Raw genomic sequence first — 14754 nt, 5'->3', positions numbered from 1 at the left:
ATGCCAGCCACGTCCAGCCAACCGCCTCATGCCGCCATGCTGCCCGCCCCGCTCGCGGAGCGCGTGATCGCGCTCGCCGACGAAGCGGCGACCGAGGCCTTCGGCACCCGCTTCGCGCACGCGCTCGACGCGGCGCGCACCGAGCTCGCCCGCGCACATGCGTTCGACGGGTTGCAGATCCAGCTCGTTGGCGATCTCGGCGCGGGCAAGACGTCCCTCGTACGTGCGATCCTGCGCGGCCTCGGCCACACGGGGCGCGTGCGCAGCCCGACCTATACGCTCGTCGAGCCGTACGCGCTCGAACGCGATGATGGGGAACTCGAGGTCTATCACTTCGATCTGTATCGTTTCAACGATCCGGCCGAATGGTCCGACGCTGGCTTTCGCGAATATTTCAATTCCAGCGCGATCTGCCTCGTCGAATGGCCACAACAGGCGGGCACGCTGCTCGGCGTACCCGATCTGGTTTTCTCGCTCGACGTGGATGGCGACGGCCGTGCCCTCACCGTCCGGGCGTACAGCGCTTCAGGAAAGGCATGTCTCGAAAGATGTTGATCAAACCGTTCCGCTCGATCGAATCGGCGGCCACCGCGACGCACAACTGGCGCCGCCGCCAGATCCTGCGCGCGGGCGCGTCGACGCTGGTGCTCGGCCTCGTCGCGCCGCGGCTCGCGCACGCGTCGTCGGTGCTCGGCGTGCGCGTGTGGCCCGCACGCGATTACACGCGCGTCACGATCGAATCCGACCAGCCGCTGCAGAATAGCCAACAGCTGCTGCAGGGTCCCGACCGTCTCGTGGTCGACCTGACCGGCCTCGATCTCGACCAGGCGCTGCGTGACCTCGTATCGAAGATCGCGCCGAACGATCCGCAGATCCAGTCGGTGCGTGTCGGCCAGTATCAACCGCACGTCGTGCGGATGGTGTTCGACCTGAAAGGCTCGGTGAAGCCGCAGGTGTTCACGCTGCCGCCGGTCGGCACCTACAAGTACCGGCTGGTGTTCGACCTGTATCCGGCGGTTGCACCCGATCCGCTGTCCGACCTGATCGCGCAGACGGAACGCAAGGAGCAGGCGCTCAACGACACCGCGCGCGCGCAGCAGATGCAGCCGCCGACCACGCTGGCCGGCCCGGGTACCCCGCCGCCCGCCGCGGGCGACAACAGCGACGCATTCTTCCAGCGCTTCGCGCAGAACACGCCGGCCACGCCGCACACGCCGCACACACCGCCCGCCGCCGGCACGCCTTCGGCATCCGCGAAGCCGGCCGTCAAGCCGCCGCCCGTCATCGCCCGCCGCGACGACAGCGACGACGACGGCGACACCTACAAGTTCACCGCGCCGAAATCCGGCAAGGGCAGCACCGTGCGCCTGCTGACGGTGGCGATCGATCCTGGCCATGGCGGCGAGGATCCGGGCGCGATCGGCGGCGGCGGTACGTACGAGAAGCACATCGCGCTCGACATCGCGAAGAAGCTGCGCGCGAAGATCGACGGCGCGCCGAACATGCGCGCGATGATGACGCGCGACGCCGACTTCTTCGTGCCGCTGAACGTGCGCGTGCAGAAGGCGCGCCGCGTGGGCGCCGACCTGTTCGTGTCGATCCACGCGGACGCGTTCACGACCCCGTCCGCGCGCGGCTCGTCGGTGTTCGCGCTGTCCGATCACGGCGCGACGAGCGCCGCGGCGCGCTGGATGGCAAACAAGGAAAATTCGTCCGACCTGATCGGCGGCATCAACATCAAGACGGCGGACGCGGCCGTGAACCGCGCGCTGTTCGACATGTCGACGACCGCGCAGATCCGCGATTCGCTGCGCTACGGCAACTACGTGCTGAAGGAAGTCGGCGGCATCAACAAGCTGCACAAGGGCTCGGTCGAGCAGGCCGGGTTCGCGGTGCTGAAGGCGCCCGACATTCCGTCGATCCTCGTCGAGACGGCGTTCATCAGCAACCCGGAAGAGGAGAGCCGGCTGAACGACGACAGCTATCGCGACCAGATGGCCGACGCGATCTTCCGCGGCATCAAGCGCTATTTCGCCGCGAATCCGCCGCTCGCGAAGAGCCGGATGGCCTGACGGCCGTACCCGCGCACCCGGTCACCCGCCCCGCCGCCGGCACGCTGTGCGTGCCGGCGCGTCACGATGCCGCGAAGCGGCGCATCAGTTTCCCGCCGAACACGTTCACCGCGAGCCCGCCCATCACGAGCGCCGCGCCGATCAGCTGCGGGCGCGTCAGATGCTCGTCGAGCAGCAGCGCCGACGACGCAAGGCCGACGATCGGCACCAGCAGCGAAAACTGTGCGACCTGCGCGGCCGGATAACGCGACAGCAGGCGGCTCCACAGCCCGTAGCCGAGCAGCGTCGCGACGAACGCGAGATAGACGACCGCGAAGATCGACGCGCCGTTCAGCCCGGCGAGCGCGGTCGCGATCCGCTGCGGCCCTTCGAACCACAACGACAGCAGGAAGAACGGCACGGGCGGCACGAGGCTTGCCCACACGACGAGCGACACGAGGTTTGCACGGCCGACCTTCTTCGTGATGATGTTGCCGAACGCCCACATCGCGGCCGAGCAGATCGTCAGCAGGAAACCCGCAAGCGTCATCGCGCGGCCGCCCTGCGCCGCGATCACGACGAGCCCGCCCGCGGCGATCGCGAGGCCGAGCAGGTTCTGCGGGCGCAGCCGCTCGCCGAGGAACAGCATCGCGAACACGAGCGTGAAGAACGCCTGCGACTGCAGCACGAGCGACGCGAGGCCGGCCGGCATGCCGACGTACATGCCGGTGAACAGGAACACGAACTGGCCGAGCTGGATCGTGGCCCCATACAGCACCAGCATGCGCCACGGAATCTGCGGCCGGCGCACGAAGAACACCGCGGGCACCGCCGCGAGCGTGAAGCGCAGCGCACCGAGCAGCATCGGCGGCATGCCGTGCAGGCCGACCTTGATCACGACGAAGTTCACGCCCCACGCCAGGATCACGACCAGCGCAAGCAGCAAGTCCTTCGGGGCCATCATCGGCGTCTCCTCGATTGTCGAATCGTTGTGCAAGGTGCTCCCGAGCGCTGTCGCTTCGCGCCAGGCTCCCCGAGGTGGCCATCCCCCGAGGGGACTTCCTGCGGGACGGAAAACCCGGGGCAGCCCGGCGTGTTCCTGGAAGCCGGTCAGTCTACCGGCTTTCGGCTCCGGGCCCGATACCCGCGCGGCGCGCATGGAATCCGTGGCGGACGGCCAGTACAATGACCGGCATCCCCCGCCGCCCCACAGGATCCGCCATGACCGCTCCGATCAAAGCCCTGCTGAAGCCGCACGTGCGCGACATCGGCAACCTGCAGGTGCGCCGCACGCTGCCCGCACTCGCCGCACGCCTCGTCGGCCCGTTCATCTTCTTCGATCACATGGGGCCCGCCACGCTGCCGCCCGGCACGGGGCTCGACGTGCGCCCGCATCCGCATATCGGCCTCGCCACCGTCACCTACCTGTTCGACGGCGCGATCCTGCACCGCGACAGCCTCGGCTCGCTGCAGGAAATCGTGCCGGGCGACGTGAACTGGATGACGGCCGGCCGCGGGATCGTCCACTCGGAACGCACGCCCGACGCGCAGCGCGAACACGGCCACACCGTGCACGGGATCCAGACCTGGGTCGCGCTGCCGCGCGCGCACGAGACGACCGAGCCGTCGTTCGAGCACCATGCGGCCGACACGCTGCCGAAGCGAGACGAAGACGGCGTGTCGCTGACGGTGATCGCCGGCGACGCGTTCGGGCTGCGCTCGCCGGTCACGACGTTCTCGCGCACGCTGTATGTCGCGGCCGAATTCGCGGCCGGCGGCCGTCTCGAACTCGACGCATCGCACGAGGAGCGTGCGGTCTACGTGGTCGACGGCGAGCTCGCGATCGACGGCACGCCGGTGCCGGCCGAGCAGATGGCCGTGCTCGCGCCCGGCGCCGCAGTCACGCTGACGAGCGGCAGCGGCGCACGCGCGATGCTGCTCGGCGGCGACAAGATCGACGGCGAGCGCTTCATCGAATGGAATTTCGTCGCCAGCAGCCGCGAGGCGATCGAGCGCGCGAAAGCGGCATGGACGCGCCAGGAAATGGGCAAGGTGCCGGGCGAGACCGAGTGGATTCCGCTGCCCGAATCGAAACCGCGTTGAAAAAGGGGCGCACCGCCCCCATCCTGACGACATTCGAACGAAAGAGAACGACATGGACACCACGCTTGCCACATTCGAGAAAGACGTCATCGAGGCGTCGCTGGACGCACCCGTGCTGGTCGACTTCTGGGCGCCGTGGTGCGGCCCCTGCAAGACGCTCGGCCCGCTGCTGGAAAAGCTCGAAGGCGACTACGAAGGCCGCTGGAAGCTCGTGAAGGTCAACGTCGACGAGAACCAGGAACTCGCCGCGCACTTCCAGACGCGCAGCATCCCGCACGTGATCGCGTTCGCCGACGGGCGCCCCGTCGACCAGTTCGTCGGCGTGCTGCCCGAAGGCCAGCTGCGCGCATTCCTCGACCGGCTGCTGCCGGCGCCCGAGGAAGCCGAACGGCGTGCCGCGCAGTACGCGATGGCCGAGGAACGCTACGACGACGCGCTCACGCACCTCGAAGCGGCGCTCGCGCTGAACCCCGGCTTCGACGACGCACGCCTCGACCTGATCGAACTGCTGCTCGCGAGCAACCAGGTCGACGCCGCGCGCGCCGAGACCGAACGCCTGTCGCCGCAGACCGTGCAGAACGGCGATCCGCGCTACCAGGCGATCAAGACCCGTTTCGACGCGCTCGACGCCACGGCCGACCTGCCGCCGACCGATGCGCTCGAAGCGCGCATCGCGGCCAACCCGGCCGACCTCGACGCGCGTTTCGATCTCGCACAGAGCCTGATCGCGCGGCGCGCGTATGAAGGTGCGCTGGAGCAGTTGCTGGAAATCGTCACGCGCGACCGCGCGTATGGCGACGACCTCGGCCGCCGCACGATGATCTCGGTGTTCGAGCTGGCCGGCGATCGCCCGGACCTCGTCGCCGAGTGGCGGCGCAAGCTGAGCATGGCGCTCAACTGACGTGTGACCGGCCGGGCCGCAACGGCCCGGCTGCGGGATAACCGCGTGCCACGCGCCGCAGCATCCGTCAACGACCGCGCTTCGCAGCGGCTCAGCCGGCGGCCTGTGCCGCGATCGCGCGCAGCGCATGTGCGGCGGCCGCAAAGCCGAAGCTCGCGGTCACGCACACGCTCGAACCGAATCCCGCACAGTTGAGCCCTGCGACGTGCGCGGCCGTGGACGGCTCGGCGCCGTCCTCGAGGTCGCAGGCCGCCGCTTCCGGATAGATCAGCGGCTCGTCCGAATACACGGCGCTGACCTTGAAACGCGCCTTCGGCCCGCGCGGAAAGCCGTGCTGCTTGCGCAACTGCGCGCGCACCTTCGACAACAGCGGATCCTGGATCGTCAGCGCGAGATCGTCGATCCGGATGCGCGTCGGGTCGAGCTGGCCGCCCGCGCCGCCGACCACGACGAGCGGCTGGCGCTTCGCGACGCACCACGCGATCAGCGCGACCTTCGTGCGCACACTGTCGATCGCGTCGATCACGTAGTCGAAACCGCCGCCGAGCAGCGCGTCGAAGTTGTCGGGCTCGACGAAATCCTCGATCCGGTTCACACGGCACGCGGGGTCGATCAGCGCGATCCGCTCGGCCATCGCGTCGACCTTCGGCTTGCCGTAATTGCCGTCGAGCGCGTGGATCTGCCGGTTCGTATTGCTTTCCGCGACGTTGTCGAGATCGATCAGCGTCAGCGTGCCGACCGCGTTGCGCGCGAGCGCCTCGGCCACCCACGACCCGACGCCGCCGATCCCGATCACCGCGACGTGCGCGCGCTCGAATGCGGCGGCCGCCGGCGCGCCGTACAGCCGCGCGACGCCGCCGAAACGCCGCGCTCGATCCACGTCAAGCTGGATTTCCGGGGTCGGGGTAAGATCAGAGGAACGGGGCGGGGCAGCGTCGGCAGCGGACATGGCAGCAAGGAAAACGTAAGTCGTGCAGCCCTCTATTTTGCCTGAACTCCCCGCTCGCACGCGCCACTGTGCACGCACGTTTCTTGCGCGTTGGCTACAATGGTTCCAGATTGAAGCGTTTGCATAACATGACGACTCTCGCCGATCTCCGCATCAATTACTCACGTGCTTCGCTCGACGAAGCCGATGTCGCCCCCGACCCCTTCGCCCAGTTCGACCGCTGGTTCAAGGAGGCGCTCGCCGCCCGGCTGCCCGAGCCGAACACGATGACGCTCGCGACCGTCGGCGACGACGGCCGGCCGTCGGCACGCATCGTGCTCATCAAGGGCGTCGACGAACGCGGGTTCGTCTTCTTCACCAATTACGAAAGCCGCAAGGGGCGCGATCTCGCCGCGCATCCGCAGGCCGCGCTGCTGTTCTACTGGATCGAGCTCGAGCGCCAGGTGCGCATCGAAGGCCGGATCGAGAAAACCAGTGCCGAGGAAAGCGACCGCTATTTCGCGTCGCGCCCGCTGGGCTCGCGCATCGGCGCGTGGGCGTCCGAGCAGAGCGCCGTGATCGACAGCCGCGCGACGCTCGAAGCGCAGGAAAAGACCGTCAGCGAACGCTACGGCGACAACCCGCCGCGCCCGCCGCACTGGGGCGGCTACCGCCTCGTGCCCGACTCGATCGAGTTCTGGCAGGGCCGCCCGTCGCGGCTGCACGACCGCCTGCTCTATACGCGCGACGCCGATACGTCGTCGGGCTGGTCGATCTCGCGCCTGTCGCCGTAAGCGCGGCGCCGGCGCATGCCGGTCGTGTCTCGTGTTGCATCCGGGCGCCCGCCTCGCAAGCGGCGGGCGCCGGTCAAGATACTTGGCTGTATTCGATTCAACGAACAAACGGAGAATCCAAATGTTCTGGGAAAAGAAGCTGGCACAGTGGGCGGACGAAGTACGGGCGAAAGCGAACATACCGGCGCGCCTTGTGCTGTGGAACGGCGATCAACTCGATTTCGGCACCTTCAGCGCGCCGCAGGTCACGCTGAAGGTGAACAGTGCGTCGGCCTTGCCGCTCTTGCTCGAACCGAGCCTCGACAATCTCGGCGAGGCGTATGTGAAGGGCAAGATCGACATCGAAGGCAAGCTGTCGGACATCATCAACATCGGCTACTCGCTCGCTCGCAGCACGGTGACGAGCGCGAGCAAGCTCGCGCGCGTGAAGCGCTACTTCAATCACTCGAAGAGCACCGACAAGAAGGCGATCCAGTATCACTACGACGTCTCGAACGAGTTCTACCAGCTGTGGCTCGACGAGAACATGGTGTACTCGTGCGCGTACTTCGAGAACGGCGACGAGGATCTCGCCACCGCGCAGATCAAGAAGATCGACCATATCCTCACCAAGATCCAGCTTCAGCCCGGCCAGCGCCTGCTCGACATCGGCTGCGGCTGGGGCGCGCTCGTACTGCGCGCCGCGCAGAAGTTCGGCGCGCAGTGCCTCGGCGTCACGCTGTCGCAGAACCAGTTCGACCTCGCGACCGCGCGCGTGAAGGCCGCCGGGCTGGAGGACAGGATCGAAATCCGGTTGCAGGATTACCGCGAGATCGACGGCCAGTTCGACCGCATCACGAGCGTCGGGATGTTCGAGCACGTCGGGCGCAAGAACCTGCCGCTCTACTTCTCGCGGGTCCGTGAACTGCTCGCCGACGACGGCATCGCGATGAACCACGGGATCACGTCGACCGACGCGGAAAGCGGCGAGACGGCGCTCGGCGGCGGCGAGTTCATCGACCGCTACGTGTTCCCGGACGGCGAGCTGCCGCACATCAGCCTCGCGCTGGAAGCCGCGCAGCGCGGCGGACTGGAAGCGATTGACGTCGAAAGCCTGCGACGGCACTATGCCCGCACGCTCGACATCTGGACGGAAAACTTCGAGGCGAAGGCCGAAGCCGCGCGACAACTCGTCGACGACGAAAAATTCCGTATCTGGCGCGTGTATCTCGCCGGCTGCGCGTATGCATTCGAGCACGACGACGTGTCGATCTTCCAGATCGTGTGCCGCAAGGCCGGACGCAGCGCGAAAACGCTGCCGTGGTCGCGGCGCTATATGTACGAACACGCGCTGCCGCGCTAGGCGGCGCTTCACGCTGGGCATGCATGGGTGACGGCAGGACGCGGCGCAAGGCGCCGCCGGAACGACAGCAGCACGACGACACCAACGCGCCGCACGCCGACGGGCAATTCGACCTGTTCGGTGTGCCGGCCGACGCTGCACGCGCGTCGCCTGCGGACGACGGCCCACCTGCCGACACCGACACCGACGAACACGTGAAACCGGACGCGCGTGACGACGCGCAGCCGGCACCGCGCACCCGCACCCGCACCAGCGCCCGTTCTTCCGACGAAACGCCGCCAGCCGCTTCCGGCCTGCTATGGGACGAACCGTCCCCGCCGGCCGCGCCGCCGAAGAACGGCCGGCGCCGGCGCGGCGTGCTGCCCGCGCCGATCGCACCGGATGTGGCCGATGCAGCGGCCGGCCTGCCGCCGAATGTCCGGCTTGGCACGTCGTCGTGGTACTTCCCTGGCTGGGACGGCATCGTCTACGACGGCGATTACGCGCAGACCAAGCTGTCGCGCGAAGGGCTCGAAGCGTACGGCGCGCATCCGCTGCTCAAGAGCGTGAGCCTCGACCGGTCGTTCTACGGCCCGCTGTCGGTGGCCGACTACCTGCGCTACGCGCAGCAGGTGCCCGACGATTTCCGCTTCGTCGTGAAGGCGCCGGCCTCCGTGACCGATGCGGTCATCCGCGGCCGGCGCGGCGAGCCGTCGGGGCCGAACCCGACCTTCCTCGACGCGCCGCTCGCCACCCGCGAATTCGTGCAGCCGTGCGTCGAAGGGCTCGGCCGGAAAGCCGGCGTGCTCGTGTTCCAGTTCTCGCCGTTGCCCGATCAGCTGCTCGCGCAGCCGGCCGCACTGATCGACCGGCTGACCGCGTTCTTCGCGGCGCTGCCGCCGCTGCCGACGGAAGCCGACGGCACCCGCTATGCGATCGAGATCCGCGACGCGAGCCTGCTCACGCCGCGCTTCATCCGCGCGCTTGCCGCGCTCGGCGTGCGCTACTGCGTCGGCCTGCACGCGCGGATGCCCGACCCGCTGCGCCAGGCGGCCGCGCTCGCGCTGCTCGACGGCGACGCGCCGGGCCCGCTGATCGTGCGCTGGAGCCTGCACGGCGGCTTCAAGTACGAACAGGCGAAAGCGAAATACGAGCCGTTCGACAAGCTCGTCGACGAAGATCCGGCCACGCGCTCGGCGCTTGCCGAACTGGCCGCGCGCTATGCGCTGGCCGGGCAGCCGGTGATCATCACGATCAACAACAAGGCGGAAGGCTCCGCGCCGCTGTCGTGCATCGCGCTCGCGCGCGAGATCGCCGCCGCGTGCGCACAGTGGCGCAGCGAGGCGGCTTGATACCGGCTTGTGCCGGTCGCACTTACGCGCCGCGCAGCGACTTCAGCCGGTGCGAGAACTTCTGCCGGAATTTCGCGAGCTTCGGCCCGATCACGACCGAGCAGTAGCCCTGCCCCGGGTTACGCGCGTAATAGTTCTGGTGATAATCCTCGGCCGGCCAGTAGTTGCCGTCGAGCGGCACGATCTGCGTGACGATCGGCTGCCCGAACACCTGCTCGCGCTCGAGCTCGCGGATCACGTCGAGCGCGGTGTCGCGCTGCGCATCCGAATGCGTGAACACGACCGAGCGGTACTGGGTGCCGAAGTCGTTGCCCTGCCGGTTCAACTGGGTCGGATCGTGCGTCGCGAAAAAGATCTCGAGAATCTCGCGATAGCCGATGCGCGACGGATCGAACGTCACGTTGACGACTTCCGCGTGGCCCGTGTCGCCTTCGCAGATGTCGCGATAGCCGGGATTGCGCGTATGGCCGCCCGCGTAGCCCGACTGGACGGCCGTCACGCCGTCGACGTCGAGAAACACCGCCTCCGTGCACCAGAAACACCCGCCTCCCAATGTCGCGGTTTCAAGCATGTCGTTCACCATGAAATCAGTCCCTCGTTGATGTCGGCACCCGGCATGCATGCGCCGGCGCCACCGTTCCGTCTCGCCGCTGCCCACCCAGGTGCGGGTCGCAACGGCACTGCGGCAAGTATCTCACCCGCACGCGAACCTGACAGAGTGCACAGGTGCCGCGCGCGACCGGCCGCCCGTTTTCTCGTCTACACTTAGGCACGCGCGAGCGCGGCGGCAAACCCGCTGTCTCGCGCAAAGCTTCCGATGCATGCCCGACCCTGATGCAAACATCATCTGCCGGAACATCGATATGCATGCCTTAACAGACATCGCCTGCGTCACTCGCCCGGCCATCGCTGCGTCGCGGGCCGCCGCTTCGACTGCGCCACCGCGTTGCCGTGCATCCGCCCCGCCCCGCGTGCGGCGATCCGGCACACCGCCTTTATCCGCTTTCACGATCTGATGCACGGCGCTGCGCGTGTCGCCGGCACGTGCGTCCGCCTGCCGATCGCTCCCGCCGGCGTCATGCGCGCCGCGCGGCAACCCCGACCCGCACGCCCGCAACGAACGGCCGTGCGACCACGATCCGACACCATCGAGAGGGCATCACCATGAGCATGCGGCCTGACCCGACGTTCCACGCTTCGCCCGAGCTTGCGATGCAGGCGCCGGCGGAAGAGTTTGCCTATACATTGTTGCTGAGCCCCGATTTTTCCAGACCCGACGCGCTCGCCGTGATCGACGTGAAGCCCGGCTCGCCGACCTACGGAAAAATCGTGCACACGGTCACGATGCCGAATACCGGCGACGAGTTTCACCACTTCGGCTGGAATGCGTGTTCGTCGTCGCTGTCGCCGCTGACCGGCCATGCGTTCCTCGAGCGCCGCTACCTGATCATCCCCGGCCTGCGCTCGTCGCGCATCTACGTGATCGACACGAAGCCGCATCCGACGCAGGCGCGCATCCACAAGATCATCGAGCCCGACGAGATCTTCGCGAAGACCGGCTATTCGCGGCCGCACACCGTTCATTGCGGGCCCGAGGGCATCTACGTGAGCACGCTCGGCGGCGCGGGCAAGGACGGCACCGACGGCGCGCCCGGCATCTTCATCATGGATTGCGAGACCTTCGACGTGCTCGGCCGCTGGGAGATCGACCGCGGCCCGCAGGACAAGCATTACGACTTCTGGTGGAACCTGCCGCGCGACTACATGGTGTCGAGCGAATGGGCGCTGCCACCGCAATTCGAGAACGGGATCGTGCCCGAGGACCTGCTCGCGAACAAATACGGGCACCGGCTGCATTTCTGGGATCTGCGCGCGCGGCGCAACGTGCAGACGATCGATCTCGGCGCGCAGCACCAGATGGCGCTCGAGGTGCGGCCCGCGCACGACCCGGCGCGCGAATACGGATTCGTCGGCGTCGTGGTCGACACCACGAATCTCGAAGGCTCGATCTGGACGTGGTGGCGCGAAGGCGGCAAGTTCCATGTGAAGAAGACCGCGACGATCCCGGCCGAGCCGGCCGCTGCCGACGAGCTGCCGCCGCTCCTGAAATCGTTCGGCGCCGTGCCGCCGCTCGTGACCGACATCGACCTGTCGCTCGACGACCGCTTCCTCTACGTGTCGTGCTGGGGCACCGGCGAGATGCGCCAGTACGACGTGTCGGACCCGCACCACCCGGTGCTCGCGGGGTCGGTCCGCATCGGCGGCATCGCGCGCCGTGCGCCGCACTCGAACGGCCGCGCATTTGCGGGCGGCCCTCAGATGGTCGAGATCAGCCGCGACGGGAAGCGCGTGTACTGGACCAACTCGCTCTATTCGACGTGGGACGACCAGTTCTATCCGGACGGCGTGCCGGGCGCGCAGGTGCTCGCGCATGTGGGGCCGGAAGGCGGGCTGACGCTCGCCGACGATTACTGGGTCGAATTCCCCGACGGCTATCGCGCACACCAGATCCGGCTCGAAGGCGGCGACTGCTCGACCGACTCGTTCTGCTATCCGTCGGTCAAGCGTTGAACGCCAGCCTTCACGCCCAGTTCGCACTGTGGGCGGCCGTGCTCGCGAGCGGGGTGTATCACGGGCTCAACCCCGCGATGGGCTGGCCGCTCGCGGTATCGAACGCGCTGATGACGCGCCGCGGCGGCGCGCTCGTCGCGGCGCTCGGCTATCTCGCGCTCGGCCATGCGCTGGCGGTGTTCGCGGTGATGCTGCCGTTCGGGCTGCTCGCCGCGTTGCTCGCGTGGCAAACGGCGATCCGGATCGGCGCGAGCGCGCTCGTGATCGGCTTCGGCGCCGTGCTGCTGATCCGGCGCCGGCATCCGCGTGCGCTCGCGCGGATTCCGCCCGCACGGCTCGGCCTGTGGTCGTTCGCCGTCGCGATCGCGCATGGCGCGGGGTTGATGCTGGTGCCGATCTACCTCGGGCTGTGCGGGCTCGACCAGGACGCCGGCCACCGCGCGGCAGCCACGCTCGTCGATGCGCATCTCGGGATGGCGCTGGTCGTCGCGGCCGTGCATGCAATCGCGATGATCGGTGCCGGCGGCGGGCTCGCGTGGCTCGTGTACCGCTATCTCGGGCTGAAGTTCGTATCGCGGAGCTGGTTCAATCTCGATGCGGTGTGGGCGTCGAGCCTGATCGTGACGGGCGCGCTGTCGCTCGGACTGGCGGCGGCGCGATAGCGCGGGGATCGATGGCGAATGTGGTGCAGCGGCGCCGGGCGGAGCGGCGGTCCCGCAAAAATACGCGACGGAACGGCGATGCCGGCTGCGCGCATTTGCACATCCGGCAGCATGCCGCAGTGTTCGCTACGTCACCCTGCCCCCGCGATGCGCCGCGTGGCCGGGCCCGACCGCCCCGATTCCGCTAAAATCGGGCCATGCGCACCCCTTCCTCATCGACCGCCTTGTCGCCTTTCGTCCGCCGTGCCCGCCCCACCCGCGTTGCGCCGCGCCCGCCCGTCTCGTTCCGGATGGCTGCCCGATGAGCCAGGCCAATCCTCCGGATTTCGACGCGGCCGCCTTCCGGCAAGCACTCGGCCAGTTCGCAACGGGCGTGACGGTGATCACGACGCGCGCGCCGTCCGGGCAGCTGATCGGCATCACCGCCAGCTCGTTCAACTCGGTCTCGCTCGATCCGCCGCTCGTGCTGTGGAGCCTTGCGCACAAATCGGCGTCGACGCCCGTGTTCCGCGGCAACAGCCACTACGTGGTGAACGTGCTCGCGGCATCGCAGCTCGACCTGTGCAAGCGCTTCTCGACCTACAAGGGCGACCGCTTCGAAGGCATCGCGCATGAAGCCGGCAATTCCGGGATGCCGGTGCTCGACGGCGCGCTCGCGTGGTTCGAGTGCCATAACCGCAGCCGCTACGACGAAGGCGATCACGTGATCTTCGTCGGCGAAGTGGAGCGCTGCGGCGTGCGTACCGAGCCGGACGCGCCACCGCTCGTGTTCCACGGCGGCGGCTTCCACGGCCTTACACCGCTTTGATCGCCCCGGTGCGCGCCAGCCCGACCGGCGCGCCGGCTTCATCCTTCAGCGTCTGCAGCACGATGTTCGAACGGATGTCCATCACGCCCGGCGCCTTGTAGAGCCGGTTCAGCACGAAATCCGAATAGTGCTTGAGGTTGTGCGCGAGCACGCGCAGCAGATAGTGGCTCTCGCCTGTCACGACGAACGCGCCGACCACCTCCGGCCATTCGCGCAGCGCTTCCGCGAAGCGCTCGTGCCATTGATTTTCTTCGTTGCGCATCGATACCTGCACGAACGCCTCGAGCTCGAAGCCGAGCTTCTCGCGGCTCAGACACGCACGATAGTGCTCGATTACGCCCTGCTCCTCGAGCAGGCGCATGCGGCGCAGGCAGGCGGACGGCGAAAGCGAAATCCGTTCCGCCAGGTCGAGATTGCTGATTCTGCCCTCTTCCTGCAGTACCGCCAGAATCCGGCAGTCGGTGGCATCGAGCGTGATCGCGTGCATTTTTGGTCCCCGTTTTCCCTCTGAGTCGAATTATCTGCCAATCCGGCGGATTGTCCATGTTTATTTCGCAAGCACTTTCGACGAGCGTCCACCTATCATTCGAAGCATCGACTCATCGAATCGTCATGCCATGGACACCCTCTGGGACATCTCGCCGCCTGTCAGCCCCGCCACCCCCGTGTGGCCGGGCGATACGCCGGTTTCCGTCGAACGCGTGTGGCGGATGGAAGCCGGCTCGCCGGTCAACGTCGCGCGCCTGACGCTGTCGCCGCATACCGGCGCGCACTGCGACGCGCCGCTGCACTACGACGCCGACGGCGCGCCGATCGGCGCCGTGCCGCTCGAGACCTACCTCGGCCCGTGCCGCGTGATCCATTGCATCGGCGCCTCGCCGGTCGTGCAGCCGGCCGATGTCGCAGCCGCGCTCGACGGCGTACCGCCACGCGTGCTGCTGCGCACCTGTGCGCGCGCCAGCGTCGAGCAGTGGGACAGCGACTTCTGCGCGGTCGCGCCCGAGACCGTCGACCTGCTCGCCGCGCACGGCGTGAAGCTGATCGGCATCGATACGCCGTCGCTCGACCCGCAGGAATCGAAGACGATGGATGCGCATCACCGCGTACGCGCGCACCGGATGGCGATCCTCGAAGGCATCGTGCTCGACGACGTGCCGCCCGGCGACTACGAACTGATCGCGCTGCCGCTGAAATTCGCGACGCTCGACGCAAGCCCCGTGCGCGCAGTGCTGCGTGCGCTGCCCGCACGTGCTTCCTGATTAC

Annotated in this window: 15 protein-coding genes; 11 read left to right on the top strand and 4 right to left on the bottom strand. The window is 68.0% G+C overall.

Annotated elements, in window-relative coordinates:
• On the top strand, window positions 1–555 hold the full coding sequence (tsaE, locus tag B7G54_RS22315; protein WP_085041067.1) for a tRNA (adenosine(37)-N6)-threonylcarbamoyltransferase complex ATPase subunit type 1 TsaE: 555 nt from the start codon (window positions 1–3) through the stop codon (window positions 553–555).
• Window positions 537–2072: an N-acetylmuramoyl-L-alanine amidase gene (locus B7G54_RS22310; protein ID WP_085041066.1), complete on the top strand. Its 1536-nt coding sequence runs from the start codon at window positions 537–539 to the stop codon at window positions 2070–2072. Before tsaE ends, B7G54_RS22310 begins: the two co-directional genes overlap by 19 nt.
• 61 nt (window positions 2073–2133) lie before the next feature.
• Here B7G54_RS22310 and B7G54_RS22305 read toward each other — a convergent pair whose 3' ends face one another.
• The gene (locus tag B7G54_RS22305; protein ID WP_175130495.1) at window positions 2134–3012 is read right to left on the bottom strand and encodes an EamA family transporter; all 879 of its coding nucleotides are present in this window, start codon (window positions 3010–3012) and stop codon (window positions 2134–2136) included.
• Window positions 3013–3272: 260 nt separating this feature from the next.
• Between B7G54_RS22305 and B7G54_RS22300 the strand changes: the two genes are divergently transcribed.
• Window positions 3273–4154: a pirin family protein gene (locus B7G54_RS22300; RefSeq protein WP_085041064.1), complete on the top strand. Its 882-nt coding sequence runs from the start codon at window positions 3273–3275 to the stop codon at window positions 4152–4154.
• Window positions 4155–4206: 52 nt separating this feature from the next.
• Window positions 4207–5055 (top strand): thioredoxin, encoded by an 849-nt coding sequence (gene trxA, locus B7G54_RS22295; RefSeq protein WP_085041063.1) that lies wholly within the window; start codon window positions 4207–4209, stop codon window positions 5053–5055.
• Between the two features lie 91 nt (window positions 5056–5146).
• On the opposite strand, the gene tcdA is transcribed toward trxA, so the two are convergent.
• Window positions 5147–6004: a tRNA cyclic N6-threonylcarbamoyladenosine(37) synthase TcdA gene (gene tcdA / locus B7G54_RS22290; protein WP_085041062.1), complete on the bottom strand. Its 858-nt coding sequence runs from the start codon at window positions 6002–6004 to the stop codon at window positions 5147–5149.
• Window positions 6005–6132: 128 nt separating this feature from the next.
• On the opposite strand from tcdA, the gene pdxH reads away from it, so the two are divergent.
• The 3 genes from pdxH to B7G54_RS22275 all read left to right on the top strand — a co-directional run bounded on the left by pdxH (window position 6133) and on the right by B7G54_RS22275 (window position 9450).
• Window positions 6133–6777, top strand: a complete 645-nt coding sequence (pdxH, locus tag B7G54_RS22285) for a pyridoxamine 5'-phosphate oxidase (protein WP_085041061.1) — start codon at window positions 6133–6135, stop codon at window positions 6775–6777.
• Between the two features lie 121 nt (window positions 6778–6898).
• The gene (locus tag B7G54_RS22280; RefSeq protein WP_085041060.1) at window positions 6899–8119 is read left to right on the top strand and encodes an SAM-dependent methyltransferase; all 1221 of its coding nucleotides are present in this window, start codon (window positions 6899–6901) and stop codon (window positions 8117–8119) included.
• Window positions 8120–8142: 23 nt separating this feature from the next.
• On the top strand, window positions 8143–9450 hold the full coding sequence (locus B7G54_RS22275; RefSeq protein WP_085041059.1) for a DUF72 domain-containing protein: 1308 nt from the start codon (window positions 8143–8145) through the stop codon (window positions 9448–9450).
• A 22-nt stretch (window positions 9451–9472) separates the two neighbouring features.
• On the opposite strand, the gene msrA is transcribed toward B7G54_RS22275, so the two are convergent.
• The gene (gene msrA / locus B7G54_RS22270) at window positions 9473–10033 is read right to left on the bottom strand and encodes a peptide-methionine (S)-S-oxide reductase MsrA (RefSeq protein ID WP_085041058.1); all 561 of its coding nucleotides are present in this window, start codon (window positions 10031–10033) and stop codon (window positions 9473–9475) included.
• A gap of 581 nt (window positions 10034–10614) precedes the next feature.
• Between msrA and B7G54_RS22260 the strand changes: the two genes are divergently transcribed.
• The 3 genes from B7G54_RS22260 to B7G54_RS22250 all read left to right on the top strand — a co-directional run bounded on the left by B7G54_RS22260 (window position 10615) and on the right by B7G54_RS22250 (window position 13491).
• Entirely contained in the window at window positions 10615–12021 is a 1407-nt protein-coding gene (locus B7G54_RS22260) for a selenium-binding protein SBP56-related protein (RefSeq protein WP_085041056.1), read from the top strand.
• Complete coding sequence (locus B7G54_RS22255; protein WP_085041055.1) at window positions 12018–12683, top strand: hypothetical protein; 666 nt, start codon at window positions 12018–12020, stop codon at window positions 12681–12683. The genes B7G54_RS22260 and B7G54_RS22255 overlap by 4 nt, the downstream gene beginning before the upstream one ends.
• A gap of 301 nt (window positions 12684–12984) precedes the next feature.
• Window positions 12985–13491 carry a flavin reductase family protein gene (locus B7G54_RS22250; RefSeq protein WP_085041054.1) on the top strand — a complete coding sequence of 169 codons (507 nt, stop codon included), beginning with the start codon at window positions 12985–12987 and terminating at the stop codon, window positions 13489–13491.
• Here the strand turns inward: B7G54_RS22250 and B7G54_RS22245 are convergent.
• The gene (locus B7G54_RS22245; protein ID WP_006477992.1) at window positions 13478–13978 is read right to left on the bottom strand and encodes an Lrp/AsnC family transcriptional regulator; all 501 of its coding nucleotides are present in this window, start codon (window positions 13976–13978) and stop codon (window positions 13478–13480) included. The genes B7G54_RS22250 and B7G54_RS22245 overlap by 14 nt on opposite strands.
• A gap of 130 nt (window positions 13979–14108) precedes the next feature.
• Between B7G54_RS22245 and kynB the strand changes: the two genes are divergently transcribed.
• On the top strand, window positions 14109–14750 hold the full coding sequence (gene kynB, locus B7G54_RS22240; protein WP_085041053.1) for an arylformamidase: 642 nt from the start codon (window positions 14109–14111) through the stop codon (window positions 14748–14750).
• Window positions 14751–14754 lie beyond the last annotated feature (4 nt).

This window comes from Burkholderia puraquae, from assembly GCF_002099195.1.
Lineage (GTDB): Bacteria > Pseudomonadota > Gammaproteobacteria > Burkholderiales > Burkholderiaceae > Burkholderia > Burkholderia puraquae.
Note: the sequence above shows the minus strand (reverse complement) of the source record. Positions and strands in the feature narration are given on the sequence as shown.